Source organism: Streptomyces sp. NBC_01571 (assembly GCF_026339875.1).
Lineage (GTDB): Bacteria > Actinomycetota > Actinomycetes > Streptomycetales > Streptomycetaceae > Streptomyces.
This window is the reverse complement of sequence record NZ_JAPEPZ010000002.1, coordinates 528,855-555,272: the sequence shown is the minus strand read 5'-3', so window position 1 is coordinate 555,272 and position 26,418 is coordinate 528,855. Positions and strand designations below refer to the sequence as shown.

General features: G+C 69.4%; 21 protein-coding genes and 2 pseudogenes. 8 read left to right on the top strand and 15 right to left on the bottom strand.

What is annotated here, in order from left to right:
• Positions 1 to 57 precede the first annotated feature (57 nt).
• The 4 genes from OHB41_RS45705 to OHB41_RS45690 all read right to left on the bottom strand — a co-directional run bounded on the left by OHB41_RS45705 (position 58) and on the right by OHB41_RS45690 (position 5,660).
• Positions 58 to 1,830, bottom strand: a complete 1,773-nt coding sequence (locus OHB41_RS45705; RefSeq protein ID WP_266707596.1) for a dipeptide ABC transporter ATP-binding protein — start codon at positions 1,828 to 1,830, stop codon at positions 58 to 60.
• Positions 1,827 to 2,726 carry an ABC transporter permease gene (locus OHB41_RS45700; protein ID WP_266707594.1) on the bottom strand — a complete coding sequence of 300 codons (900 nt, stop codon included), beginning with the start codon at positions 2,724 to 2,726 and terminating at the stop codon, positions 1,827 to 1,829. Before OHB41_RS45700 ends, OHB41_RS45705 begins: the two co-directional genes overlap by 4 nt.
• Positions 2,723 to 3,682: an ABC transporter permease gene (locus OHB41_RS45695; protein ID WP_266707592.1), complete on the bottom strand. Its 960-nt coding sequence runs from the start codon at positions 3,680 to 3,682 to the stop codon at positions 2,723 to 2,725. The genes OHB41_RS45700 and OHB41_RS45695 overlap by 4 nt, the downstream gene beginning before the upstream one ends.
• 163 nt (positions 3,683 to 3,845) lie before the next feature.
• On the bottom strand, positions 3,846 to 5,660 hold the full coding sequence (locus tag OHB41_RS45690) for a peptide ABC transporter substrate-binding protein (protein ID WP_266707590.1): 1,815 nt from the start codon (positions 5,658 to 5,660) through the stop codon (positions 3,846 to 3,848).
• A 320-nt stretch (positions 5,661 to 5,980) separates the two neighbouring features.
• On the opposite strand from OHB41_RS45690, the gene OHB41_RS45685 reads away from it, so the two are divergent.
• The 4 genes from OHB41_RS45685 (at position 5,981) to OHB41_RS45670 (ending at position 10,559) form a co-directional block, all read left to right on the top strand.
• Positions 5,981 to 7,237: an ROK family transcriptional regulator gene (locus tag OHB41_RS45685; RefSeq protein WP_266707588.1), complete on the top strand. Its 1,257-nt coding sequence runs from the start codon at positions 5,981 to 5,983 to the stop codon at positions 7,235 to 7,237.
• 229 nt (positions 7,238 to 7,466) lie between these two features.
• Positions 7,467 to 8,990 (top strand): M81 family metallopeptidase, encoded by a 1,524-nt coding sequence (locus OHB41_RS45680; RefSeq protein ID WP_266707587.1) that lies wholly within the window; start codon positions 7,467 to 7,469, stop codon positions 8,988 to 8,990.
• Complete coding sequence (locus OHB41_RS45675; RefSeq protein ID WP_266707585.1) at positions 8,987 to 9,865, top strand: copper homeostasis protein CutC; 879 nt, start codon at positions 8,987 to 8,989, stop codon at positions 9,863 to 9,865. Before OHB41_RS45680 ends, OHB41_RS45675 begins: the two co-directional genes overlap by 4 nt.
• Positions 9,866 to 10,169: 304 nt before the next feature.
• Positions 10,170 to 10,559 carry a fascin domain-containing protein gene (locus OHB41_RS45670; protein WP_266707583.1) on the top strand — a complete coding sequence of 130 codons (390 nt, stop codon included), beginning with the start codon at positions 10,170 to 10,172 and terminating at the stop codon, positions 10,557 to 10,559.
• Between the two features lie 275 nt (positions 10,560 to 10,834).
• Here OHB41_RS45670 and OHB41_RS45665 read toward each other — a convergent pair whose 3' ends face one another.
• Positions 10,835 to 11,944 (bottom strand): FAD-dependent oxidoreductase, encoded by a 1,110-nt coding sequence (locus tag OHB41_RS45665; RefSeq protein WP_266707581.1) that lies wholly within the window; start codon positions 11,942 to 11,944, stop codon positions 10,835 to 10,837.
• 70 nt (positions 11,945 to 12,014) lie between these two features.
• Here OHB41_RS45665 and OHB41_RS45660 point away from each other — a divergent pair, with 70 nt between their 5' ends.
• Positions 12,015 to 12,695 (top strand): TetR/AcrR family transcriptional regulator, encoded by a 681-nt coding sequence (locus OHB41_RS45660; protein WP_266707579.1) that lies wholly within the window; start codon positions 12,015 to 12,017, stop codon positions 12,693 to 12,695.
• A 238-nt stretch (positions 12,696 to 12,933) separates the two neighbouring features.
• The gene (locus tag OHB41_RS45655) at positions 12,934 to 13,767 is read left to right on the top strand and encodes a PIG-L family deacetylase (protein WP_266707577.1); all 834 of its coding nucleotides are present in this window, start codon (positions 12,934 to 12,936) and stop codon (positions 13,765 to 13,767) included.
• 327 nt (positions 13,768 to 14,094) lie between these two features.
• Here OHB41_RS45655 and OHB41_RS45650 read toward each other — a convergent pair whose 3' ends face one another.
• Positions 14,095 to 15,087: a helix-turn-helix transcriptional regulator gene (locus tag OHB41_RS45650; protein ID WP_266707575.1), complete on the bottom strand. Its 993-nt coding sequence runs from the start codon at positions 15,085 to 15,087 to the stop codon at positions 14,095 to 14,097.
• A gap of 136 nt (positions 15,088 to 15,223) precedes the next feature.
• Positions 15,224 to 18,958: a S8 family peptidase gene (locus tag OHB41_RS45645; protein WP_266707573.1), complete on the bottom strand. Its 3,735-nt coding sequence runs from the start codon at positions 18,956 to 18,958 to the stop codon at positions 15,224 to 15,226.
• Between the two features lie 499 nt (positions 18,959 to 19,457).
• On the opposite strand from OHB41_RS45645, the gene OHB41_RS45640 reads away from it, so the two are divergent.
• Positions 19,458 to 19,886, top strand: coding sequence for a pyridoxamine 5'-phosphate oxidase family protein (locus tag OHB41_RS45640; RefSeq protein WP_266707571.1), 429 nt, complete (start codon positions 19,458 to 19,460; stop codon positions 19,884 to 19,886).
• A gap of 582 nt (positions 19,887 to 20,468) precedes the next feature.
• Here the strand turns inward: OHB41_RS45640 and OHB41_RS45635 are convergent.
• Together OHB41_RS45635 and cutA are read right to left on the bottom strand one after the other, a co-directional pair.
• Positions 20,469 to 20,996: a GNAT family N-acetyltransferase gene (locus OHB41_RS45635; protein ID WP_266707569.1), complete on the bottom strand. Its 528-nt coding sequence runs from the start codon at positions 20,994 to 20,996 to the stop codon at positions 20,469 to 20,471.
• 178 nt (positions 20,997 to 21,174) lie between these two features.
• Positions 21,175 to 21,351 (bottom strand): divalent cation tolerance protein CutA, encoded by a 177-nt coding sequence (cutA, locus tag OHB41_RS52160; RefSeq protein ID WP_323138531.1) that lies wholly within the window; start codon positions 21,349 to 21,351, stop codon positions 21,175 to 21,177.
• A 269-nt stretch (positions 21,352 to 21,620) separates the two neighbouring features.
• Here cutA and galE point away from each other — a divergent pair, with 269 nt between their 5' ends.
• A complete protein-coding gene (gene galE, locus OHB41_RS45625) occupies positions 21,621 to 22,613 on the top strand; it encodes a UDP-glucose 4-epimerase GalE (RefSeq protein ID WP_266707567.1) in 993 nt (330 codons plus the stop codon).
• 225 nt (positions 22,614 to 22,838) lie between these two features.
• Here galE and OHB41_RS45620 read toward each other — a convergent pair whose 3' ends face one another.
• From OHB41_RS45620 to OHB41_RS45595, 6 genes and pseudogenes are all read right to left on the bottom strand, one after another.
• A complete protein-coding gene (locus tag OHB41_RS45620) occupies positions 22,839 to 23,366 on the bottom strand; it encodes a hypothetical protein (protein WP_266707565.1) in 528 nt (175 codons plus the stop codon).
• 181 nt (positions 23,367 to 23,547) lie between these two features.
• Positions 23,548 to 24,087 (bottom strand): GNAT family N-acetyltransferase, encoded by a 540-nt coding sequence (locus tag OHB41_RS45615; protein WP_266707563.1) that lies wholly within the window; start codon positions 24,085 to 24,087, stop codon positions 23,548 to 23,550.
• Positions 24,088 to 24,096: 9 nt separating this feature from the next.
• Positions 24,097 to 24,513, bottom strand: a pseudogene (locus OHB41_RS45610) (transposase); the annotation flags it as partial.
• A gap of 142 nt (positions 24,514 to 24,655) precedes the next feature.
• Positions 24,656 to 24,772 (bottom strand): annotated as a pseudogene (locus OHB41_RS45605) (IS5/IS1182 family transposase); the annotation flags it as partial.
• Between the two features lie 125 nt (positions 24,773 to 24,897).
• Positions 24,898 to 25,284: a TraR/DksA family transcriptional regulator gene (locus tag OHB41_RS45600; protein ID WP_266708359.1), complete on the bottom strand. Its 387-nt coding sequence runs from the start codon at positions 25,282 to 25,284 to the stop codon at positions 24,898 to 24,900.
• Positions 25,285 to 25,342: 58 nt separating this feature from the next.
• Positions 25,343 to 26,413, bottom strand: coding sequence for an NADH:flavin oxidoreductase/NADH oxidase (locus tag OHB41_RS45595; RefSeq protein WP_266707561.1), 1,071 nt, complete (start codon positions 26,411 to 26,413; stop codon positions 25,343 to 25,345).
• Positions 26,414 to 26,418 lie beyond the last annotated feature (5 nt).

The window sequence follows — 26,418 nt, the reverse complement described above, 5'->3', positions numbered from 1 at the left end:
GGAGAGCGGTGGGCACGGCCGGATCCTGCGGGGTGTGGGGGGAGAGGAGAGGGCCGGTCACGCCTGGGCCTCCGTACGGCCGGCCGCGAGGGTGGCCAGGCGCTCGGCCCTGCGGCCCCGCTGCACCACCGGGTCGGGCACCGGCACGGCGGCCAGCAGACGACGGGTGTAGTCGGTCTCCGGATGCAACAGGGTCGTCCCGGTGGAGCCCTGCTCCTCGATCCGGCCGGCGCGCATCACGACGACGCGCTGGGCGAAGTGCTGCACGACGGCGAGGTCGTGAGAGACGAACAGACAGGCGAAGCCCAGTTCGCTCTGGAGCTCGGTGATCACCTCCAGGACCGCTTCCTGCACGCTCACGTCGAGCGCGCTGGTGGGTTCGTCCGCGACCAGCAGCCGGGGTTCCAGCACCAGGGCGCGGGCCAGGCTGACCCGCTGGCGCTGTCCCCCGGAGAGTTCGCGGGGCGTGCGCCGGGCGACTTCGCGTGGCAGCCGGACCCGGTCGAGGACGGCGGCGATCCTGGCCTGCCGGTCCCTGGGGGACAGGTCGCGGCGGTGTATCCGGAGCGGTTCGGCGATGCACTCGCCGATGGTCATCCGGGCGTCGAGGGAGGCCACGGGGTCCTGGAGGACGACACCGATGCCGGCCCGCAGCGCGCGGCGGGCCCGGGCGCGGGTGCGGCCCAGGTCGGCGCCGAACAGGGAGACGGTGCCGGACGTGGGCGGGATCAGACCGAGCGCGACCCGGGCGGCGGTCGACTTGCCGGAACCCGACTCCCCGACCAGGCCCAGGGTCTCCGCCGGCCCGACCCGGAACGACACTCCGTCGAGGGCGTGCACGGCGGCCTTGCCGCGGCCGAACACCACGCTGATGTCCCGTAGTTGGACCACGGGTTGGTCCTGGGGGCCGTCGGAACCCGTGGGCGGAACCGAGGGCTCGGCTGCCGGACGGCGAGTAGCGGCCGGTGAGGTCGAGGCGTCGGTTCCGCCCGCGGCCTCGGCGACGGACAGCCGGGGCACGGCGGCCAGCAGGCGCCGCGTGTAGTCGTGGGTGGGGCGCAGCAGAACGTCCTCGACCGGCCCGGTCTCGACGATCCGCCCGTGGTACATGACGGCGACCCGGTCCGCGAAGTCGGCGACGACGCCCATGTTGTGGGTGACGAGCAGCACGCCGGTGCCGGTTTCGACGGCGAGCCGACGCAGCAGGTCGAGGATCTCGGCCTGCACGGTCACGTCGAGGGCGGTGGTCGGCTCATCCGCGATGAGCAGCCTGGGCTCGTTGGCGATGGCCATGGCGATGACGACCCGCTGGCGCTGTCCGCCGGAGAGCTGGAACGGGTAGGCGCGGGCACGCTTCTCCGGCTCGGGGATGCCGACCCGGCGCAGCAGGTCGACGGCCTCGGCGGCAGCGTCCCTGGAGGTCACCTCGCGGTGGTTGCGGATCACCTCGGCGATCTGCTTGCCGACGCGGGTGAGCGGGTCGAGCGCGGTGGCCGGCTCCTGGAACACCATGGACGCGGTCTTGCCGCGCAGCGCCGCGAGGCCGTTCTCCGAGGCGCCGACGATCTGGGTACCGTCGATGACGGCGCTGCCGGTGGTACGGGCGTTCCCGGTGAGCAGACCCATCGCCGCGAGCGCGATCGTCGACTTGCCGGAGCCGGACTCGCCGACGAGGGCCAGCGTCTCGCCCGGGCGGACCTGGAGGGACACGCCCTTGACCGCGGGTACCTCGCCGGTCTCGGTGGTGAAGACGACGCCGAGGTCGTCGAGTTCGAGGATCGGACCGGGTGCTGCGGTGCGGGCGGGGGAGCCCTTGGTGGTGGCGGTCATCCGCGTCCCCTCACATCGAATGCGTCGCGGAGTCCGTCCCCGATCGCGTTGAACGCCCACACCACCAGGATGATGGCCAGGCCGGGCGGCAGGATGAGCCACCAGTAGCCGGAGTAGGCGGCGGTGAGACCGGCGGAGAGCATGCCGCCCCAGTCGGTCTGCGGCGGCCGGACTCCCATGCCCAGGTAGGAGACGTACGCGACCAGCAGGATGGCGTCGGCGACCTGGAAGGTCGCGGCGACGATGACGGTCGAGACGGAGTTCGGCAGGATGTGCCGCAGGATCGCCCGGGCGTGCGTGCCGCCGATGGCGCGCAGGGTCAGGACGTAGTCCCTGTTCTTCAGGGTCAGTGTCTCGGCGCGGACCAGCCGGGACGGCACCAGCCAGGACACCAGGCCCAGGATGAGGACGAGTCCGGTGAGGCCCGGTGTGGTGATGGCGGAGACCACCAGCAGGATGAACAGCGCCGGGATCGCGATGCCGGCGTCGACGATCCGCATCATCACGGCGTCGATCCAGCCGCCCGCGTAACCGGCGGCGGCGCCCCACAGCGTGCCGATGCAGGTGGCGAGGACGCCCGCCGCGAGGCCGACGATCAGCGACACCTTGCCGCCGTACATCAGCCGACCCAGCTCGTCGTGGCCGACGGCGTCGGTGCCGAGCCAGTGGGCGCCGCTGGGGGCGAGGTTGACCTGCTGGAGCAGGGTGTGGGTCTGGTCGGTGGAGTACACCAGCGGACCGGCGAAGCAGAACAGGAAGAAGAGGACCACGACGGCGAGTCCGACGACGGCCAGCCTGTTGCGCAGGAAACGGCGGACGGCGAGCCGGGTGCTGGTGGCCTCACGCGGAGCGGCGGCCTTCGCCGGGCCCGCGTCCGGCTGGATGACGGCGCTCATGCCCGGCCTGCCTTCACTCGGGGGTCGATGATCCGCTGGACGATGTCGGCGAGCAGGGTGCCGGTGACGGTGGCGACGGCGATCACCAGGACGCAGCCCAGGAGGACCGGGTAGTCGGAGGACTGCGCCGCCGTCCAGAACAGCAGCCCCATTCCGGGGTAGTTGAAGAGCTGCTCGACGACCAGGGCACCGCCGAAGAGCACCGGGATGTAGTAGCCGAGCATGGCCACCACGGGCGTCAGCGAGTTGCGGAACACGTGCCGGCCCAGGATGGCGCGGGAACGGGAGCCGCCGGCCCTGGCCGTGCGGACGTAGTCCTCGGAGAGGTTCTCCAGGGTGGCCGCCCGCATGTACCGGCTGAACACCGCGACCATGGAGGCGGCGCCCGCGACGACCGGCAGCACCAGGGCCTGCGGGTCGGAGAACACCTGGCCCAGCGTCGCGCCCTGGGGAGCCTGCGAGGGGAACCACGCCAGCTCCTGGCTGAAGACCAGCACCAGGATCAGCCCGAGGAAGTACACGGGTGTGGAGTAGGCGATGAAGCTCAGCGTGGTGATGACGTAGTCCGTCGCCTTGTTGCGGCGCATGGCCTGCCACATGCCCAGCGGTATCGCGAGAACGAGACCCACGAGAGCCGACAGCAGGGTGAGGACCAGCGTCTTCGGCAGCCGTTCGCCGATGAGCTGGGAGACCGGCTCGTTGAGGGTGTACGAGGTCCCGAGGTCTCCGTGCACCAGTCGGCCGAGGTAGTGGAAGTACTGCACGGGCAGTGACTTGTCCAGGCCCTGTTCGTGGTTGAAGCGGGCGATCTGCTGTGCGGTGGCCTGGGGGCCCAGGATCCCGCGCGCGGGGCCTCCGGGAAGGGCGTGCAGCAGGCCGAAGACGACGATCGTCACGATGACGATCACCACGACGGCCTGGAGGACGCGTTTGATCAGGTACGAGGAAGTGCTCATGTCGTTTCCGGTCGCTTCGTCTCTGTGGCGCGTGCGGGCGTCACCTGGACAGGGGCGTCACTGCGACGGGGTGTCGGGGTGGCGCGGGTGCGCGAGGGGTGCGCGCGGGCTCCGGCCGGCCGGGCGGCCGGGTTCCGTCGGCCCGCGCGGGCACCGACCGGGCTTACTTGGTCCACTTCCACATGGCCGGGTGGAAGTTGGCGAGCGAGTCCTGGGCGAAGCCGCCGAGACCGTTCTTGACCACGGAGATCTGGTAGTCGGGCTCCGGCAGCCAGATCACGGGGAGGTCCTTGGCGAGTGCGGCGCTGTACTTCTGCACCGCCTCGTTCGAGGAGGACGTGGTGGTCTCGGTGATCAGCTTGTCGACCTCGGCGTTCGAGTAGCTGCCGAAGTTGGAGCCGCCGCCGGTGGCGAAGAGCGAGTCACCGCTCGGGTAGGCGGGGAAGTACCAGCTGCCCGCGGTGCCGAAGAAGGACAGCTGCCACGAGCAGCTCGACTTGCCGGCGGTGCACTGGCCGGCCTGCGACAGGACGGAGTTGACCGGGGCGGTCTTGATGCCGAACTTGATACCGGTCTTCGCGAACGACGACTGCAGCGCGCTCATCATGTTGTCGGTCACGGTCGAGCCGGACTGCGACAGCACCTGTATCTCGAACTTGGTGCCCTTGTCGACGCCCGCGCCACACTGGTTGCCGCCGGTGCCGGGGTCGTTGCACACCATGGTGCCGCCCTGTTCGGTCCATCCGTGGTCGGTGAGCAGCTTCTTCGCCTTGACGGCGTCGAAGGGGTAGGGGTTGTTCTTCTGCTCGGAGGAGACGAAGGACGACTCCTGGCCCTGCGGAATCGGGCCGTAGGTGGAGACGGCGCTGCCGTTGAAGACCACCTTGGAGAGGGTGGTCTGGTCCACCGACATCTGGATCGCCTGGCGGGCGTACAGCTGCTTGAACACCGGTCCCATGGCAGGGTTGTTGAAGTTGTACGGCATGTACGTGATCGCCCAGCCGCTCCACGGCTTCACCGAGTAGCCCTTGGCCTTGAAGGCCGATTCCTGGCCCAGGTCCGTGGCGTTGATGTAGCCGTAGTCGACGGTGCCGGCGCGGAGGGCGTTCTCCTCGGCGTCGGTGGTGGTGAACGGCAGCAGGTTGACGTTCTTGATGTTGGCCTTGCCGCCGCCGTCGTACTTCGCGTTGGCGGTCAGCTCGACCCTGCCCGCGGTGGAGAAGGACTTGATGGTGTAGGGGCCGCTGACCGTCTTCCACAGCGGGTCGCTCGCGTAGCCGGAGATCTTCTTGGCGGCGTTGTTGAGGTACGTCCAGACCTGCTTGGCGCCGGCGGCGGTGCGGTCCAGATCGGAGACGGCGCCCGAGTCGCTCGTCTTGTCCCAGACGTGCTGCGGGATCGGGCGGATCATGCTCAGCTCGTTGGCGAGCATCCACTCCTGGTTGTAGGCCTTGTCGAAGGTGATCGTGAAGTGCGTGTCGTCGACCGTCTTGAAGGAGGTCCAGTTGTCCGGCGCCTTGCCCGGGCTGTAGCTGGCCCAGTCGGCCTTGTCGGCCTTGACCAGGTTGAACCAGAACTCCACGTCGCGCGAGGTGATCGGCTTGCCGTCGCTCCAGTGACGCTGGTCGAGGGTGATCGTCACGCTCTTGCTGTCCGGGGCGAACTCGGCCTCTTTGGCGAGGGAGTTGTCCTTGTTCCAGCCGACCTTGCCGGTGGAGCCGTCGTACGCGATCAATGGCTCCCAGGCGGCCTGGGATATGGAGGAGTTGTTGGTGTTCAGGTGCGCGGCGGTGCCGATCGGGAGGATCCAGTTCGGCGTGAAGTTCGCGGGGAGGGCGTAGTTGATCGTGTCCGACGATGCCGAACCGGAGATCGAGGTACCGCCGCCGGAACAGCCGGTGACCAGCGCGCCGGTGATGACGGCAGCACCCGCGACGAGCGCCCAGCGGCGGCTGGCGGCCGTGTGAGCAAGGAACATGACTCTCCTCAGGGTGAAAGGACCCGCAAACGTCATGGGAGGACCCAGAACCGGCGCCGCGGGATCGGCGCTGTGTATGGCGACAGTCAACGACGGACCCGCCGAACAAACAAACAAGAATTAGTAACAAATAAGTTACTGCGATCTCGACGAAAGTCCGACGAGCCCCTCACGGGCGCCTCAATCGGAGAATATGGGCCGGTTTGCGTGGAATCGACTTCGCGCACGTGCTCTCCGCTTTCTTCGCGAAGCCGTTCCCTGCCGACCGCAACGAGCGTACTGTCTCCGGCACACCCAACACCGTGGAAGTTACTTCGTACATGACTGAAATAAGTGCACGGGACCGCAAGGGCACCAAGGGCGTGTCCCCGAAGGGCACCGCGCCGAAGAGCGCGACCCTCGCCACGCGAGTCCTCGAACTCGTCGCGTCAGGGCAGGCGTCGTCCCGCGCCGAACTCGCGCAACTCCTCGGCACGGCCCCCTCCACCATCTCCCTCACCGTGGCCGAGCTGGTCGAGCGCGGGCTCCTCGCCGAGGAAGGCACCCAGTCCTCGACCGGAGGCCGCCCCCGCAGGGTGCTCAGGGCCGGCAGCACCGACGAGTACGCCGTCGCCGCCGACGTCGGCGGCCGCCATGCCCGGATCGGTGTGGTGCTCCCGGGCAACGGTGTCCGCGACGTCGCCAACGTCCCCTTCGAGATCGCCGACGGCCCCGAGGCCGCCCTGCCGAGGCTCGCCGAGCACTTGGAGTCCCTCGCCGAGCAGCGGGGACGCGACCGGCTCCGAGGCGTCGGGCTCTCCCTGCCCGGCCCGGTGGACGTGGCCGCCGGCGCCGTCATCCTGCCCTCCCGGATGCCCGGCTGGAACCGTTTCCCGGTCGCCGCCTGGCTGGAGGAACGCTTCGGGGTCCCGGCCGTCGTCGACAACGACGCCAACTGCATGGCGGTCGGCGAGCAGAGCGTCAGGCCCGCCGAGCACCGACGGACGATCACGGTGAAGATCGGCTCGGCGATCGGCGCCGGCGTCATCATCGACGGCAGCCTCTACCGGGGCGCCACCGGAGCCGCCGGCGACATCACCCACATCCGTATCGACGGCGGCGCCGACATCCCCTGCTCCTGCGGCAACACCGGCTGCCTGGAGACCGTGGCGTCCGGCGCCGCGCTCGTCCGCATCCTGCGCGAACGCGGTCTGGACGTCACCAGCACCGAGGACGTGGTCCAACTCGCCACCGACGCCGACCCGGAAGCCACCCGAGCCGTCCGCAGGGCCGGCGACCACCTCGGCCAGGTGCTCGCCGCCAACGTCAACTTCTTCAACCCGGACGCCGTCTACCTCGGCGGCATACTCTCCACCCTCGAACCGTTCGTCGCCGCGGTGCGCAGCCAGCTCTACGAGAGCTGCCACCCACTGGTGACCGAACACCTCACCATCGAGCGGGCCGTCCTCGGCGCCGACGCCGGACTGGTCGGAGTCGGACTCTTCGCCCTGCAGCGCGCCCTGGCCCGCGCTCTGGGCGATGTCGCCGGCACCGGCACGGACCGGTTCCACACCGTCACGCCCCCCAGAAGCGGCTGACGCCGCTCACCACGTCCCGCCCCGGGTGAACTCCCGCCCCGGGCCACCTCCCACGGCACCGGAGCCGTCCGGCAGCCGGCCTCCTGCCGGAAACGAAGTCCTGAAGGAAACGAAGAAGGTCGGGGGCCCGGGACCCGCCCGCGGCCGGAGCCCGGATCCCGGGCAGCAGCCCGGAGCCCGCGGAAAGCCCCCCGCACCGCCCACTCCGCACCACCCCGCACGAGGAGCCATGACGCACACCCGCACCGCTCTCGCCCGCCCCGTCATCGCCGTCGCCGGCCTCGGCATCGAGTCCTCGACCTTCTCTCCCGCCCGCACCGAGGCGCCCGCCTTCCATCCCTCGCGCGGTGTCGGGGTGTTCGACCGGTACCCCTTCCTCGCCCCGGGCGAGGAACTGCGCGAAGCCGCCGAATGGCACGGCGCCCTGGTCGGCAAGTCGCTGCCCGGGGGCACCGTCACCGCCGCCGCCTGGACCGCGCTCGCCGACGAACTCATCGAACGCCTCGCCGCGCTGCCCCGGCTGGACGGTCTCTGGTACGACATCCACGGCGCCATGACCGTGGAGGGGGTCGACGATGCCGAGGCCGTGCTGCTGCAGCGCATCCGCGCCACCGTCGGCCCGGACGTGATCGTCTCCACCTCGATGGACCTGCACGGCAACGTCTCCCGCGAACTCGCCCACCGCAGCGACCTGATCACCTGCTACCGGATGGCGCCGCACGAGGACCACATGGAGACCAAGGAGCGCGCCGTGCGCAACCTGGTCGAGCTGCTGGTCTCCGGCAGCCCCCGCCCGGTCAAGGCGTGGGTGCCGGTCCCGGTGCTGCTGGCCGGCGAGCAGACCTCCACCCGGATCGAACCGGCGAGGAGCGTGTACGCGGCGGTCGACGAGGTCGAGGCCGTCGACGGCGTGACGGACGCCGCCGTCTGGGTCGGCTACGCCTGGGCGGACGAACCCCGCAACCGCGCCGTCGTGGTCGTCACCGGCGACGACACGGCAGCGGTCTCGGCCGGGGCCGAACGCCTCGCCCGGGGCTTCTGGGACGCCCGCCGCGACTTCGACTTCGTCGCCCCGACCGGCACCTACGACGAACTCCTCGACGAGGCCCTCGCCTCGGACCAGCGGCCGTACTTCATCAGCGACACCGGTGACAACCCCACCGCGGGCGGCGCCGGCGACGTCACCTGGGGCCTGACCCGGCTGCTGGAGCGTCCCGAGTTCCAGAAGGAGGACGGGCCGACCGTCATCTACGCCTCGGTGCCCGCCCCCGCCGCGATCGAGACCGCCGTCGTCGCCGGGATCGGCGCCACCGTCACCGTCACCGCCGGCGCGGAGGTCGACGACCGGCACGCCGGCCCCGTCACCCTCACCGGTGTGGTCCACGCGATCCGGCACGGCGACCGGGACGCCGAGACCGAGGTCGTCATCCGTGTCGGCAGCGTGTACGCGATCCTCACCAGGCTGCGCAAGCCGTACCACCACGAGCACGACTTCACCGACCTCGGCCTCGCCCCGCGCTCCGCCGACATCGTGATCGTCAAGATCGGCTACCTGGAGCCCGAACTGTTCGACATGTCGGTCGGCTGGAAGATGGCCCTCACCCCCGGCGGCGTCGACCAGGACCTGGTGCGCCTCGGTCACCGTCGCATCCGCCGCCCGATGTTCCCCTTCGACCGCGACATGGCCGCCCCGGACCTGACGGCCCGTATCATCCCGGCTTCCGACCGGCCGCTCACCGGGAACGACGAATGAGCGGGCGCACCACCCGGTCTCTCGACCCGTCCCGGACCGGCGGTGCGGGCCAGGGCCCCGCACCGGTTCCCGCCGGCGAGGTTCCCGGACGCGGGCAGCCCGGCGCGGCCGGACCGGTAACGCGGCCCGCACTGGAGATCGCCGTCACCTCAGCGGCCGGCGCCCGTGTCGCCCTCGACCACGGAGCCGATCGCGTCGAACTCTGCACCGGTCTGGAACTGGGAGGTCTGACCCCGTCGGCCGCCCTGGTCGAGACGGTCGCCGCCGTGGGCCTGCCGGTTCAGGTGCTGGTCCGCTGCCGCCCGGGCGACTTCGTCTACGACGCCGAGGAGACCGCCCTGATGGTCGCCGAAGTGCGATCCGTGATCGCCTCCGGAGCCTCCGGCGTGGTGGTCGGCGCCCTCGCCGCCGACGGCAGCCTCGATACCGCTGCCGTCACCCGTCTCGCCGCGGCGGCTCACGACGTGGGCCGCCCTGTCGAGGTGACACTGCACCGCGCGATCGATCTGTCCACGGACCCCGTCGCCACCGCCGCGCTGCTGCCCGCTCTGGGGCTCACCCGGGTGCTCACCTCCGGCGGCGCCCCGGTTGCCGGGCAAGGGCTGGATCGCCTCGCCGCCATGGTCGAAGTCGCGCCCGGCGTGCAGGTCATGGCGGGCGGCGGGGTACGCCCCGCCGACATCCCGGAGTTGACCGCCGCCGGCGTGGCCGCGGTCCACCTCTCGGCGAAGCGCCGCGCCGAACCCCGGCGCGGCGCCGCGTGGATCCCCCTCGGCGCCTCCAGCGCGTCCCCCGAGCAGGACACCCACTTCGTCACCGACGCGGCAGTGGTCGCCGAGGCCAGGAGAACGCTGGAGCGGCGGACCACAGGCTGACGGCCCTGCGCTCCCCGGCCGGTCTCGCCGCCCCGGGAGCCAGTGGTCCGGGTAACCCCTGGCCCGGCAAGGCGGTCCAGGTCGTCAACGGGTCCAGCAACCCGGTGGTGGTCTCCTCCACCACGACCGGTACCTTCGACGTGCCGGTCGTCTCCGGCCAGTCCTACCTGGTCGAGCAGGTCGCAGCCCCTACCACGGCGCTGCCCTACGCTCAGGTCTCCGGGTCTCCGGCGACCACCGCCAGACACCTGGGCACCGTACAGATCGGCATCGACGGCAGCGGAGGCAGCCCGGCGACAGCTCTGTGGTCTCCTTCAAAGCGCACGCCAACGGCGACTACGTCACCGCGGACAATGCCGGCGCCGACCCGCTGATCGCCAACCGCACCGCCATCGGCCCCTGGGAGCAGTTCGACCTGATCGACCAGGGCAACGGCTCCGTCGCGCTCCGCGCTCACGCCAACAACAAGTACGTCACCGCCGACAACGCCGGCGCTGACCCACTGCTGGCCAAGGTGGACGCGGTCGGCACCTGGGAGCAGTTCCAGCTCATCCACAACGGCGACGGCAGTGTCAGCCTCAAGTCCATGATCAACGGCGACTACGTCACCGCCGACAACGCCGGCGCCGATCCGCTGATCGCCAACCGCACGGCGATCGGGCCCTGGGAGGAATTCGACCTCGTCAACGACTGACCGCGGCACGTACCCGCCGCGCACGCGACCCGGCGAGTCCGGCGAGGCTGCCGGGCCCGAGCGCGGGGACGACCGTTGTCCAAGGGCGTGTTCGCCGAGCGGCTCGGTGCCGGCCGGGTGACCATCGAGCGCCTCGCGGCGCTCGCTTGCTGCCCTGCCTGCCCTGCCCCGGACCGCACCGCACCGCACCGCACCGACGACGACGATCTCGCCCTTGTCGACGGCGGTCTGCGGCCAACTGTTCAGGCCGGCCACCTGGTTGTACGTGGTTGCCTTCAGCCAGGTCGGAAGAACGCGAGCATCTTCTGGCCGGCGTCCGGCGACATCAGCAGTTCCTGCAGATCCGCGGACATCCGGGCGGCGGCGCCGGTGCGTTCGAACATCTCGCTTTCGTATTCTTTGACGGCAGCGGGAAAGTCGTCCGGATGCGCGGCCAGCGCGAGACCGAGCAGGGCGCCGTCGAGCAGCGCCATGTTGGCGCCCTCTCCCACCGGCGGCATCAGATGCGCGGCATCGCCGACCAGTGTGACGCCCGGCGTCGACGGCCAGGTCAGGCCGACCGGGAGAGTGCTGATCGACCGCGGCACGACCGTGTCGTCGCAGGCCGCGATCAGCGCGGTGAACCGTGAGTCCCAGCCGGGGAGCAGGTCGATCAGCCGCGCCCGGGCGGCGGCAGGGTCGTCGAACGGGATCCCGCTGGTGGCGAACCAGTCCTCGGCGGTGTTGTAGAAGCTGAGGCCGATGCGAACGCGGCCGTCGCCGTTGCGCTGCGCCGCCAGGGACAGTCCGTTGCCGAGCACCCAGTAGTTGCCGCGCCCGACCATCACCGCGAGGTCGGGGTGCGTGCGGTCGATGTCGGGAATGCCGATCTCGACGACATTCTGGCCTATATGTGTCGGACAGGCGTCGGTCAGCAGCGCGCGAACCCGGGACTGCGCGCCGTCCGCGCCGACCAGCAGGTCGTACGTCGCACTGCTGCCGTCGGCGAAGCGCAGTCGGCCGTTGTCGGCGGATTCTAACGCGTGCCCCCAGCGCACCGCGTCCTCGGGGAGGGAATCCAGCAGCAGGTCGCGCAGATCGGCGCGGTCGACCTCGGGCCGCTCGAGCGGGGCGTCGACGGGCGTGTCCTCCTGGAGCAGCAGGGTGCCGTCCGGCTCGAGAAGACGCATGTCCTGGCCTTCCCCACGGGCAATCGCCCGGAACTGGTCGATCAGACCGGCCTCGCGCAGCGCGCGCTGGCCGGAGTGGATGTCGAGCATGCCGCCCTGGCCGCGCGCGCTGCGTGACGCTTCCCGTTCGTACACGACGGAATCCATGCCCTTCACGTGCAGCACACGGGCGAGAGCCAGGCCGCCGAGGCCGGCTCCGACGATGGTGATGGTCACGGCTGTTTCCCTTCGATACAGCGTACTGGTCGATACAGTGTATCGACCGATGCGATGTATGGTGAGCGGCATGTTGGTGTGGGAGAGGCCGGAGCCACCGAATCGACCCGTTCCGGCCCCGTTGAGCCGGGAGCGGATCGTGCGGGCGGCGATCCAACTGGCCGACGCCGACGGCCTGGACGCGGTATCCCTGCGCAAGGTCGGCACCGCGCTGGGCGTCCGTCCGATGCGGTTGTACGGCTACATCGCCGGCAAGGAGGAGTTGCTCGACCTCATGGTCGACGCCGTCCATGCCGAGATCCGGCCGGTCGGAGACGGCTGGCGGGAGGCGCTCCGGTCTCTTGCCGAAGCCACTCGGCACGCCGCTCACGAGCACGAATGGCTCGCCGATCTACTGGGTGGCCGACCCCAGCTCGGGCCGCACGCACTGGCCACCGGGGAGACTGTGGTGGCCGCACTGGGCGCCGTCGACGTGGACGCCATCATGCCGGTGGTCGCCGCGGTCAACGCGTACGCCATCGGCGCGGTGCGTCGGGAGATCGCCGAGCGGCGTGCCGAGCGGGCCACCGGGACGGACGAGAGGCGTTGGCAGGCCTCACTCGGGCCCTATCTGGAGCGAACCTTCGCCACGGGCCGATTCCCCGCGCTGGCCACGGTGGTGCGCGATGCCGCCCACCTGGACGCCGACCGGACTTTCCGGATCGGCCTCGACTTCCTGCTCGACGGCATCGAAGCCCGCCTCTCAAGGTGACGCGCTCGCGCCTGCACCTCGTTCGCGTTGACATGTCGACGACTGGAATGCCGCACCGCCATGCCGGGAACAGCCGGTCCGGCCGGCACGGTTGCATCGACCGGGGGACCGGCGCCGCACGGGCGGGGAACACGGAGACCACAAGGTCGTCCGTCCCACCAGGATCCGGATCCCGGGGCCGCTGTACACCCGCGGCGCCCTCGGACCAATACGTATATCTGCAGGAGGACTGTTCTTCATGACTGACCGGCGCTTGACGCTCATGGCAGTACACGCACACCCCGACGACGAGGCCACCGGAACCGGAGGGGTCCTCGCGCGGTACGCGGCGGAAGGCATCCGCACGGTTCTCGTGACGTGTACCGACGGCGGTTGCGGTGACGGAACGGGGGGTGTCAAGCCGGGCGAACCCGGGCACGATCCGGCAGCCGTCGCTTTGATGCGCCGTCAGGAACTCGAGGCGAGCTGTGACGTCCTGAAGATCAGCGATCTGGAGATGCTGGACTACGCCGACTCCGGGATGACGGGGTGGCCGAGCAACGACGCCCCCGGATCCTTCTGGCAGACCCCCGTGGAGGAAGGCGCCGCCCGACTCGCGGAACTCATGCGGCACTACCGGCCCGATGTGGTCGTCACCTACGACGAGAACGGCTTCTACGGCCACCCCGACCACATCCAGGCGCACCGCATCACGATGGCCGCGCTGGAGATGACGGCGCTGACACCGAAGGTGTACTGGACGACGGCGCCCCGCTCGATGATGCAGCGGTTCGGGGAGGTCATGCGCGAGTTTCAGGAGGACATGCCGGAGCCGGATCCCGCCGAGGCCGCCGCGATGGCCGAGATCGGCCTCCCCGACGACGAGATCACCACGTGGGTGGACACCACTGCGTTCAGTGGTCAGAAGTTCGATGCGCTGGCCGCGCACGCCAGTCAGGGCGAGAACATCTTCTTCCTCAAGATGGGCAAGGAGAGGTTCGGCGAGTTGATGGGTATGGAGACTTTCGTACGGGTCAAGGACGCCACCGGCTCGGCCGTCCCCGAGAACGATCTCTTCGCCGGATTGCGCTGATCCGCCCGCCCGACCGGGGCCCGGGAAAGCTCATCGGCCGCACCACGTGCTGTCGCGAGCCGGCCCGGGCCCGGTCGGCCTGCGACCGCTCCGTGTACTGCCCCCTTTCGACGCCCCGTCGTGGGAGGAGCCGAACACACAACGGGACCAGGCCCAGCGGCGAGACCGCGTTCGACTCGGCCGGCGGGACCTCGTGCGGCCGCTGCCGGAGCCGGCCTCGTTCCGGTCCCGCAAGGGCGCCGGCACGTCATGCGCGAGCCGAACCCCAACTCACCGAGGGCGTGATGGAGTGCGGCGCACAGTCGCACTTCTGAACGGCTCGGACCTTCACCGCGACTCCACCCAGCCGTGTCGGACGGCGTAACCGCCCAGCTGCATCCGGGTCCGAACTCCGGCTATGTCCATGAGGTGGCGCAGGCGTCGGTGCAGCGTGCGCGGTGACAGACCGAGCTGTGCCGCCGCCGTCGGGTCGGTCAGTCCGGCCAGTAGCAGCGCGAGGATCCTTCGGTCGAGGTCGGTCGGGCCCTCCACACCGAGCTCGACGGTGGTTTCGGCCTCTCCGCCGGTGCCCGACAAGTGGAGCGGGTGGGCGGTGCGCCATACCGTCTCGAACAGCGCGTCCAGCGCGTCCAACAGGCCGCTGCGGTGCAGCAGCACGGCGCCGGGCTCTCCGGCCGGTGTGACCGCGAGCGGGACAAGTCCGAGGTCGGCGTCGGCCAGCACGAGTTTCATCGGCAACTGGTCGGCGACACGCAGTTGCACTCCGTTGCGCAGTGAATCGATCGCGTCGGTGACCATGCCCGGCTCTGCCAGCACGGCCCGGTCCAGTACCGCCCGGAAGTGCACGCCGCGGCCGATGGCCATGGGTTCGGCCGTGTTCTCGTCGGGCGGCACGGCGAGGAACGGTGCGGTGATGAAGCTGCGGACCTCCGTGCGGGCCGCCTGCTGCACCTGCAGAAAGCGATGACGGATGGCGTCGACGCCCGTGACGACCTCGATCAGATCGTTGATGCTGTTCCCGGTCATCGCCGCCCGGTGTTCCTCGGCGAAGGTCACCAGCGCCTGCTCAGCGACGCGCAGACCGTCCCGGCGCTGGCTGATGAGAGCGCCGAGGGCCATGGCCGGCGGGGCGGCGCTGAACCGCTCGTCCACCGACCTGATCACCAGTCCCCACCCGACCAGGCGGGACAAGGCCTTGTCGACGTCGGCCTGCGCTACGACGAGCAGATCCGACAGCAGCGTCGCGGTGGAGTTCGGCCTTCCGAGCAGCACCCGGTAGACGCACTCGTCATCGGGTTCGAGGCCCAGAACGTCCAGCACCGGCGACCGACTTTCTTCCGCTTGCCGCAGCGGGGAGAGTATGCGCCACGGCGACAGACCCTGAACAGTCCCTGCTGGGAGCGGACATGACGGGAAGGGCCCCGGGGAGTCTCCTCCCCGGGCCCGACAGCGCGGGTCATCGCAGGCCGTACGCCCGGATGATCTCGTTCTTGACACCGAAGCCGCTGTCCGTCCCGGCGCTCGCGCGGACCGAGATGAAACCGCCGGGCTTCTTCGCCGTCCTGAACGAACCCGTCCAGTAACCGTGGGCGCCCTTGGCCAGGGTCACCTTCTGCCAGGTGGCGCCGTCGTCGTACGAGACGTCCAGCTTCACCCTGGTGACGGTGCCCGGCACGGTGCCGAGGTCCATCGACACCGGCTTGAGCGCGATCTGCTGGGTCGCGTCGGCCTTGACGTCGCCGTGCAGACTCGACTCCAGCTCGTAGTCCAGGTTCAGCACCGAGAACGGCTCGAAGGAGTCCGAGTCGACGGTGTCGGACAGGAACGTCCACTCGGTGTGGGTGCGCGTCGACAGCCGGAAGACGTCACCGGGCCGCTCCGCGTCGAGGACGGCGCGGTAGGGCAGCTTGCCCGCCGGCACCTCCTGCCACTGCATGTCTCCGCTGTTCGGGTTGTCGTATATCCGTGTGTCGCCCTGGAAGACCTGCAGGTGGGACGGTGTCTCACCCCACGGCAGGTAGCCACCCAGCCGCATGTTGTCGCTGGCGGAGGCCCACGCCTGCACATTCCACGTCATGTAGTTCTGCCAGCGGGAGTTGTACACGCCGAAGGACTCGCTCTGCCCGGGGCGGGTCGCTGGGGCGAACCAGTTCAGACGGGTGGTACTGCCCTTCTCGTACGTGTTGTCGCCCGACACCATCGACCACGGCAGGGTGCCGTCGACGCCCTGCGTGTGGAACTCTCTCCAGACCTGCCCCGGGGTCACCCACTCGGTGCGGGTGCCCGGGTGCCACTCCGTTTCGGGAATGTTGACGGACGGGCTGAGGGTGAAGTCGGATCGGTAGCCTTCCGCCAACTCGCCGTCCGTGGCCGAGTAGTAGCGGGCGTCGATCCGCGCGAGGTCGCTCCTGGTCGGCTTGTAGACCAGGGCTCGGTCCGGGACCTGCCGGGGGTAGTCGCGGGTCAGGTCGTAGACGTACGGGGTGTACTGGGTCTGCTTCACTGTCAGTTTCAGGGTGCCGGACCTGGCCATCGCGATGAGTGTCCTGCCGGCGTCGCGGTGCACGGTGGCGACCGGGATGGTCGACTCGCCGACGTACTCCATCAGGGCGCCGGCACCGTCGTTGACCACGATCAGGGCTTTCGCACCGGCCGTGGCCGCGGCCTCGGCGCGCTCCAGCGGCGAGACCTCGTCGCTGTGCTCGACAACAGCGACCTTGCCCTTGGCCTTGACCTTCTCGTAGGCGGCCGCGGTGCCGTCGCCCGCGTAGACCACGTCCCGCCGGTCGGTGGCGGAGTCCAGTGTGCTGCCGGTCTGCACCAGCGCGTCGAAGCGGAGGCGACCACCCGGCGTGCTCAGAGCGAGTTGCGGCTCGCCCTTGCGCCAACGGGTGGTCAGCACGAACTCGCCCTGTTTCATCGGCTCCGTCGGCGAGACGTAGACGTCGTCGTACGTCGGCGGCAGCACATACGCGCTGCGATAGTCCGTGTACGGGTCCTGGCCCTTGTAGTGGACGTTGAAGTCGACCTTGCGCTGGCGGTCCTCCGTACGCTGCGGCGCCTCGGTCCGCAGCAGCCGGGCCTTGCTCGCGTCCAGCACCACGTTCGCGGCACCGTCCTTCAGCACGGTCTCCGGGTCGACCAGTACGGCCAGACCCGAGCGGTCCCTCTCTTCCCCGGCCACGTCGAGATACCCCGCGACGGTGTAGAGGCCCGGAGCCATGCGCATGGTCGTCCTGCCGTCGACGTAGACCGACCAAGGAAGGGTGTCACCGGCCAGGTTGATGCCGACCCAGCCGGAGGCGGGCTTGCCGTCCCGGCCGACCAGCTTGATGTTCAGGTCGTAGCGCTCCTCTTCCTTGAGCAGCGCCACGGACGTGCGGGTCACCGGCTTCCCGGTGGCCGCGTCGGTCGCCATGACGTAGCCGACGTGCCGGCCCACCGAGGCGGATTGCGGGTCACCGGTCACCGGGACGGCGGCGGTGCCGCCCGCCGGGACGCTCACCTCGGTCGCCCCCAGGGTGAACGGGCCGCCGTCGTCGCTCAACGCGAGGTTCAGTGTGACGTCGGCGGCACCGGTGTTGGTGAAGGTCAGGTCCTTCGTCACGGCGACGTCGCTCGGCTCGTGCGGCCACGTGTGGTTCCCGAAGAAAAGCGATCCGGTGCCGCGGACGGCGGTCCGCACGGCGGCGGCCACGTCGACACGGCCGGTGCCGACCTCGTACGGAGAGTACCCCTCGTCCAGGCCCTTCGCGGTGCTCATCAGGTGTTCCTTGAGCTGCGCGCCGGTCCAGTCCGGGTGCTGCTGGGCCAGGATCGCCGCCGCGCCGACCACGTGCGGGGTGGCCATCGAGGTGCCGCTGAGCGTGCGGTACAGGCCCTCACCACCGTCGGTCATCTCCTGCGAGCGGGCCGCGGTGATGTCCACTCCTGGCGCCGCGATGTCCGGCTTCATGGCGCCGGAGGAGGCCAGCGGGCCGGTGCTGGAGAAGGACGCGAGCTGGTCCTGCTTGTCCGTGGCCGCCACGGTCAGCGCCGAGGCGGCCGCGCCCGGGGCGGAGATGCTCTCCGGGCCCGCGTTGCCGGCAGCGATGACGAACAGAGTGCCGTACTGCGCGGACAGCGCGTCGACCGTCTGCGACATCGGGTCGCTGCCGTCGGTCGGGTAGGAGTCGCCGAGGCTCATGTTCACGACGTCCGCACCGGACTCGGCGGCCCACTGCATGCCGGCCATGACCCAGGAGTCCTGGCCGTAGCCCTCCGCGCCGCTGAGCACCTTCCCGACGTACAGGTCGGCCCCGGGAGCGACGCCCTTGTAGTCGCCACCGGAGGCGGCGCCCGATCCGACGATGGTGCCGGCCACATGCGTGCCGTGCCCGTTGACGTCGGTGATGGCCTCGCCCGGCACGAAGCTGGCCGTGCCGTCGATCACGCCGGCGAAGTCGGGATGGTCGACGTCGATGCCTGTGTCGAGAACCGCGACCTTGACGCCCTTGCCGGTGAACCCGGCCGCCCAGGCCTCGGGAGCGCCGATCAGCGGCACGCTCTCCTTCAGGTCGACCTTCACTCGGCCGTCGAGCCACAGCTTCGCCACACCCGCGCCCAACTTCGCGCTGCCCCGCGGCGCGACGCTGGTCCAGAAGGTGCGGGCCTGCCGCTTCGCGGTGCTGAGCGCGGCGCCGCGGATGCCCTTGAGTCTGCGGGTCAGCCTGCTGCCGCGGGGGGCCGTCGGCTCGACGGCCGCGCGAGACTTCGGCTGGGCGTACGTCGCGATCAGCGGCACCGCGGCCGACTTCGCATCGTCGTAGCCCATCTTGATCAGGCCGGTGACGTCGAACAGCCGCCGGTCCAGCTTGTCCGTGCTCAGCAGGGGCGCCGCCTCGTCCGGGATGACGAACAGGTCACCCTTGATCTCCTGGATCTTTACGCCGCCGACGGCTCTGTCCGGCCGGTGGACCTCGGCGGTCTGCTTGCCGTCGGCCATCGTGGTGACCGTGACGACGTCGCCGGTGACCAGGGTGACCTTGTGGGTTGCCGAGGGCTTGGCGAGAACGGTGGGCTTGCTCGGAGCCGCTTGAGCGGGCGCTTGCACAACCGCGAGCCCCGACGCCAGCAGCGGCACCACGACGGCGGCCGAGACCAACTGCCGGCGTCTGCGCAGGACGGCGGAAGACTGTGAGGGAGAGAACATGCCATGGGTCTATCGGCCGGTAACGCCGACGAGAAGGCCCGATGAAGGCAAGTCCTTGCCATGGCACAGACTTGTCAGCCGTGAACCGCGCGAATCCGGGCGAGGTCACACTTTCCGCAGGTGGGCGTTGAGTCGGCGGTTGCGGCGCAAAGGCCCTGGGTGACCGCTCGCCGCCCGGTCGCGCCGGTCGCGCCGGTCGCGAGATGGTCACGTGAGGACGGTGGGGGTGGCGTCCGCGCCGTTCTGCTCGCCGCGGTCGTGGGGAGCGCCCCCGGGTGCCAAGCGGCAGCGGGGAGTTGGTTTGGTTCCGTTGATCGCGTTTCGTGAACCGACAGACGAGGTTGGACAAGCGGCGCATGGACGCCCGACGGGCTCCAGCGGGCGTCATGGCTTCGGAGATATCGCGCAGGCAGGCTTCCTGACCGCGGCCGACCTCCCGGAATACCTACCCGCTGCGAGTCACGATGCGCTGTGAGTGCCCAGGCCTAGAGTCGGGTGCATGGCACTCTCACGTGAAGAACGCGAAGCCTTCCTGGCACAGCCGCACGTCGCCGCGCTGGGCGTCACCGACGGCCCCAGCCGCGGACCGCTACTCGTACCGATCTGGTACGGCTACCGACCCGGTGGCATGCCGTGGATCCTCACCGGCGCGAACTCGCGCAAACTGAACTTGATCAGAGCCAGCGGCCGGTTCAGCCTCCTCGTCGAGCGCAGCGAGCCCACCCCGCGGTACGTGTCCGTCGAAGGTCCCGTCGCGGACATCGCAGAGCCCGGCCCCACCGCTCACCGCGACCTCGCCGCCCGTTACCTCCACGGCGAAGCCCTGGACCGATACGCGGTATGGGCCGAGGTGGAACTCGCCGACCACGTCGTGGTCCGGATGAGGCCGGAGCACTGGACCGGCGCCGACCTGGGCACGATCGCCTGACGCGCGGCCGCGTGAGAGGGCAGGGTCTCAGGTGAGGTCGGGTTTTTGGAACGGGCCATGCCTGGCGCCGCACGTTCGCGCCGGGCGCGGCTGCCGATCGAACTCGATTCCGCCCACGTCAGGGCTGACCGATCGTTTCAGAATCCCGCCGACGGAGACGCCGGAAGTCCACCTGGAACGAACGCCTAAGTTTGCCTGAGCCTCTTGACCTCACAGAGCATCACCTGCGGTCCGCGGCGGAGTCCCCGAAGTCTCTGCTGACCGAGGGGCGCCCGGGGCGGTTCAGCTGGGCTGGGGCCCAAGGGTCGTCCTGTATCTGGTGGTCACGTGACCAGGCGCAAGCGTTGGATACCGCCCCATGTGAGCCGCATTTGGGCGTGGACCACCAGCTCATGGGCGGTGACGCCAATCCTCATGCCTGAGGTCTTTCGCCCCCGGCCTCGACGGTGGCGGGCCGACTTGCCGGTCGCAACGCCCGCCAGACCAGGCGTACCTGCTCGGTCTTATCAAAACCGAGCCTCCGCGCGCAGACGATTCACCGACCCAGGCGCCGCGAGGCAGGCGGGACTTTCGCGACACGACCTATTCACCGAGGAGCCGCTCCCAGAGCAACCCGTCTTGCCAGCGCCCGTCGAGAAATATCGACGAGTGCGCGACGCCGTACGGACTGAACCCGTTGCGGCGCAATACCCGCTGCGACGGCAGATTCTCCAGATTGGTGGACGCCTCGGCGCGGTGCAACCCGAGTTTGTCGGCCATCACTTGGAGTACGAGCCCGACGGCGCGGCCGGCGTGGCCTTGATTCTGGGCGACGCTGGCGATCCAGTATCCGACGGAGCCGCGGAGCAGGTGCGCCTGCAGCAGGATGCCTCCGACAGTGACCTGCCCGATCACCTGGTCGTCGGCAAGTACCACGCCCGGCCAGACCGTGCCGGCCCGGTATCCGGCCAGCAGCCTGTCGATCCGCTCCGCCTGGCCCTCCGTGGTGAAGAAGCCGTCCGGCTGGACCGGTTCCCATGGCCTAAAGGCCTCGACGTCCCGCACCCGATGTGCTGCGATCTGGGCCGCGTCGGTGGGCTCGATCAGGCGGATCCTGGTGCTGCCGTGCATGGGCTGATCCTTGTCGCGGTGCGTCGGATGAGACGGCCAGCCTATGCAACGGTCCTCGCGCGGCCGAGACATCGAGGCGCACTGTGGCTGATCAGCACACCGATCACTTCCGGGTTGTCCCACGGATGGTTCTCCAGGAGGTACGCCTCCAGAGCGGGGTACCGGTCCGCTGTCGTCGTTAGGTCAGCCGCCACTCCTCGCCCTCACCGAACTCGCCGAGGTGCCAGTGCACACTCAGGACCGGACCGGCGATCTGTGACCCGGCAGCGAGCCGCTCCTTCACTGCTCCTTGGGCCGACTCGACGGCGTCGTCGCGCGTCGCCGTGGCCGTCGAGACCTGCACGTACGTAGTCATGCGGCGAGCGTAGTGACCGCCCGATCCGGCGTTGCCGATCTCGACCATGCCAGGGTTGGAGCGCGACCATGTGGACGAAGTCCGCGCAGCCCGGCGTGGGTCACGGCGACGCCACCGTGTACGAGTTACACCATCCGTCACTCTGCAGCCGGCCTCGACCGTCGGCTCGATGTGGGACTCGGCGATCAACACCGGTGCCTGGGTCGGACGTTAGGCTCACCGCACGAACAATCTGGTCAGCGGGCGGATAGAAAGGGTCGAACCCTGACATGAAGGTACTGATCTCGGGCGGCGCGGGGTACATCGGTAGCACTGTCGCCTCTGCCTGTCTGAACGCCGGGATCACCCCGGTGATTCTGGACAGTCTGGTGACGGGGCGTCGGGAATTCACCGAGGGCCGCGCCTTCTACCGGGGCGACATCGAGGACGGTGTTCTGGTGGACCGGATCTTCGCCGAGCATCCGGAGATCGAGGCGGTCGTGCACTGCGCGGCGCTGATCGTGGTCCCGGATTCCGTGGGTGACCCGCTCGGCTACTACCAGGCCAACGTGGGCAAGAGCCTGGACTTCGTGGGCCACCTGATCCGCAACGACTGCCAGAAGATGATCTTCAGCTCCTCTGGCTCGATCTACCTGCCGGGCGATGACTTCAGCGTGGACGAGGAGTCCGGAATCGCCCCGCAGAGCCCGTACGCGCGCACCAAGGCGGTCTGCGAGGGCATGTTCGCCGACATCGCCGCGACCCAGCCGATCCGGGTCCTCTCTTTGCGCTACTTCAATCCGATCGGCGCCGACCCCGAGCTGCGCACCGGCCTTCAGCTGCGTCGGCCCAGCCACGCGCTCGGCAAGCTGATCGAGGCACATGACGGGGGAGTGCCGTTTGAGATCACCGGCACCGATTGGCCTACCCGGGACGGCTCCGGTATCCGTGACTACGTGCATGTCTGGGATCTGGCCACCGCACACGTGGCCGCGCTCCAGCGGTTCGAGTCCGCGCTGGCCGATGCCCGCTCTTCGGTGATCAACCTCGGGACCGGTACGGGTACCACCGTCACCGAGCTGGTCTCGTCCTTCAACAGCGTGGTCACTCCGCCGGTCGCGGTGGTCGACGCGGATCCGCGCCCGGGCGACGTGGCTGGTGCTTTCACTCGCAGCGACCGGGCCAAGCGGCTGCTCGGCTGGGAGCCGCAGTTCAGCATTGCCGAGGGCATCCGTGACTCGCTGCGCTGGGCTGAGATCCGCGACCAGCGACTCGCACAGTAGGGCGCGTCCGACCTCGAACGGCCGGGCGGCAGATCGGGACCCGCCCGGTCCGATGTCGGCCAAAGTGGTGAGGGCCTGGTGTCTTCTTCAGCTGACAACGGCTTGCTGTTCGGCGCGGGCGAGCCCGGGGTGGTGGCGAGGCGGTAGGAGTCGGTGCCGGTTGATCACCTGAGCTTCCGAAGGCGAGGTGAGATCCATCCCTGGTCTGGTGCCGGCACTCCAGCTCTACTTCCTGCCGAGGTTTCCAAAGACGCGCGCCAGCCACTGATCGAGCTGGGTGCCGAAAGCTGCTGCCGAATTGATGCCGAACGCCGGTATCGGGCCGCCATCGTCGAGGCCGTCGAAGTAGTCCACATCCGCCCAGCCGCCCCGGAAAAGCACCACCGACAGCTCAGCGTCCGCCGGGCCGGAGATGAGCACGCCGACAGAGTCGGGCTCACGCACGAGAGCTCTGTCAGTCTCAACCTGCTGAGGCCACCGTGCAGTTGCGTCCCGCCACGTCACTCGCCCGACCTTGAGACCGGCTGCCAGCCATCGCGGAACCACCTTGGCGATTTCTGCGGCCGCCTGATCAAGGTCGATGACGCGCTCCATGAGCGGATCATGCACCATCCCGACGTAACCGTTCCACTGACTTCCACATCCCATCCGGTCGGACCGCAACACCATCGAGCCGACTCCGGAGTAGTTCGAATTGCGGCGTGATCCTCCTTGGGTCAGGGCGGTGGGGTGACGGATGAGCCAGCCGGTCACCTGGCGAACCGTCGGAGGGCGGGGCGACCGCCACACCCGCGCGGGAGTCAGCCGCCCGCAGTTGGGTGTGGGCGGAGTAGGCTCCTACGCCGTCCGCTGCCAGGACCAACTCGCGCTCGCTGCTTGATCCTTGATGCTTCGGAGCAGTCACCGCATCAGAAACGCACTCGGGTGACTGGGGTCACGTGGACGCCATGACAGGCGACCGCAGGCCGAGCCATTGCTCGGCGTCCCAGGCCTGGAACCGCTCTACCTCGGCGAACCCCAGCTTTGCCGCGAGGCGCATCGAGCCGACGTTGGCGGTTTGGGTGTGGAGCACCACCGGCTCGGCGGGAAGGACGCCGTCGAACCAGCCGAGTACCGCCGCGCACGCCTCGGCGGCATACCCGAATCCCCACGCCCGCGGCAGGAACAGATAGCCGAGATCAACTTTCCCCGCAGCAGCTGGGCGACGGTGCTCCGTTGCTCTCCTGAGCAGGATGTGGCCGATCATCGCCCCGTCGAGATCAACGACGAAACTCCCGGGCCACCGCTCGGGTACCCCGGGCATCTCGCGCTCAAGCTCGTCACGCGGGCGGGGGCCGCCGAGGTAGGTGTGCACCTCTGGCGACGCCAGTAGCTCGATGAACGCCGCACGGTCCCGGGCCTCGGACTCACGGAGCACGAGTCTCTCGGTCTTGATCGGCTCAGGCGGCCAGGCGATGGGCCCCAGGTCTGACATACGCGCAGACTACTGACCTTTTCGGATTGGCGTCGGGGGATCTGGGGTGAGGGTCAGTCCGGTTTCGGTGAGGTAGCCGTCGATGAATTTGGGGTGGCGCTGGAGGTGGGCGGGCCCTCAGCGGAGGGTGCGGGCGAGGTGGTCGGGGTCGGTGAAGCCGGTGTTGGCCATCGGCCCGCGCCGTAACCACGACCAGATCCCTTCCATAGGATTCAAGTCCGGACTGTAGGAGGGCAGCTGGATGACGGTGAACCATTCGTGGCTGCCTGCGTACTCCCGCAATCCGGCAGCACGGTGGGTGTTCAAAGTGCCCCAGACGACAATGATCGGGGCGCCGAGTTGCAGGTGCGCACGGACCAGGAGGTCGCGGTAGTCCTGCCAGGCAAAACCCTTGCGTGCTCCTTTGACTAGCAGGTGGAAACGGGGCCCCGCGCAGCCCGCCGCTCAGCGGTCAGGCCCCCACCATCCGCGTACCGCATAACACCGGCATACCGCAGGAATCACCCAACGCCACCACCCGAAGGCAACCCGAAAAGGTCAGTAACAGCCGAGAGACTTGAAAGACATCTCATTTGGTGAGTTTGCGGTAGCAAATGAGGGTGCAGATGATGCTCGTGTAAGCGAGGAAGTGGTCGGCCTTGCGTTCGTAGCGGCGGTGTGGTCGGCGGTATCCGATGAGCCAGGCCGTGTCTTCTCCTGATCGAGCCGGGTGAAGGTCAGATGGTGAATGGCCGCCGACGGAGGAACTCGGCATCTACCCGCACGCCGAGTTGGGGCAGGACGACATGTCGCGCCCTCAACTGTGACCCTTCAGCGAGCTACGGACGCGCAGCGCACGCAGGTTTTCGCCGCCGGGCGAACTTCGAGGCGCTCCGTCGGGATCGGCTCACCGCATTGCTCGCAGCGTCCGTAGTCGCCTCTCTCCAACCGTTCCAGGGCGCGATCGAGATCGTTCAGATGCTCGCGCGACTGGGACAGCAGAGCGGCGACGTGCGCCCGCTCGAAGGCCGTGCTCCCCCCCTCCGGGTCGTGCTCGTCGTCAATGGCCACCTGTGCGTTCGCCTCGACGATCCCTTCGAACTCCCGGCTAAGGGCGGATATCTGCTGCAGCGTGGCGACACGGTCGGCCGCGAGCAGCGCCCGCATCGACTCGCCCTGGGGCACGGGAAAAGCGGCATTGGTGCATGGATCGCTCATATCGGAGGAAACCTCATTGTCTTGTGCCGAATTCCCGGCTGCTCGGGCGACGACGGCCTCAGCGATGACGTGGGCGGCCACGCTGGTACTGCTTCGGCCACGGGACGTCGTCACCGAGCACGCGGGCCGCGCGAAGCGGCCAGGTCGGGTTGCGCAGCAGTTCGCGCGCGAGCATGATCGCGTCGGCCGAGCGGTCCACGAGGATCTGGTCGGCCTGCTCCGGTGCGGTGATCAGGCCGACCGCGGAGACGGGCAGGGCCGCGCCCTCGCGGACGGTTCGGGCGAAGGGCACCTGGTAGCCGGGCTCCACTTCGATACGGGCGTTGTGGACGAGCCCGCCGCTGGTGATGTCCACCAGATCGACGCCGTGGGCCACCAGATGCCGCGACAGCTCGACCGTCTCCTCCGGGGTCCAGCCACCGTCGGCCCAGTCCGTGGCCGAGAAGCGTACGAACAGCGGGCGGTCCTCCGGCCACTGCGCCCGTACGGCGTCGGTGACCTGGACCAGGAAACGGCTGCGCCCGTCGAGATCGCCTCCGTACTCGTCGCTGCGGTGGTTGGACAGCGGTGACAGGAACTGGTGCAGCAGATAGCCGTGCGCGGCGTGGATCTCCAGGACCTCGAAGCCGGCGGACAGCGCGCGCCCGGCGGCCTCACCGAAGGCCCTGACCAAAGCCCGGATGTCGTTCGCGCCGAGCTCCCGCGGGGCCGGCCAGTCGCCGAACGGCAGCGGTGACGGTGCGACCGTCTGCCATCCTCCGGCCTCCGGTTCGACGTACACGTCACCCTCCCACGGCGGTGCCGTCGACGCCTTGCGGCCGGCATGGGAGATCTGGATGCCGGCAATGGCTCCCTGCCCGTGGACGAAGTCGGTAATCCGCGTGTACGCGGCAGCCTGCCCGTCATCCCAGATGCCGGCGTCGGAAGGAGTGATCCGGCCCTCAGGTTCCACTGCCGTGGCCTCCTGCATGACCAGGCCGGCCCCGCCGCGTGCCAGGGAGCCGAGATGGACCAGATGCCAGTCCTGCGGATAGCCGTCGACCGAGCTGTACTGGCACATGGGGGCCACCCAGGCCCGGTTTGGGAAGGTCGTGCCGCGGAGGGTCAGCGGCGAGAAGAGACGGCTCATAGGAG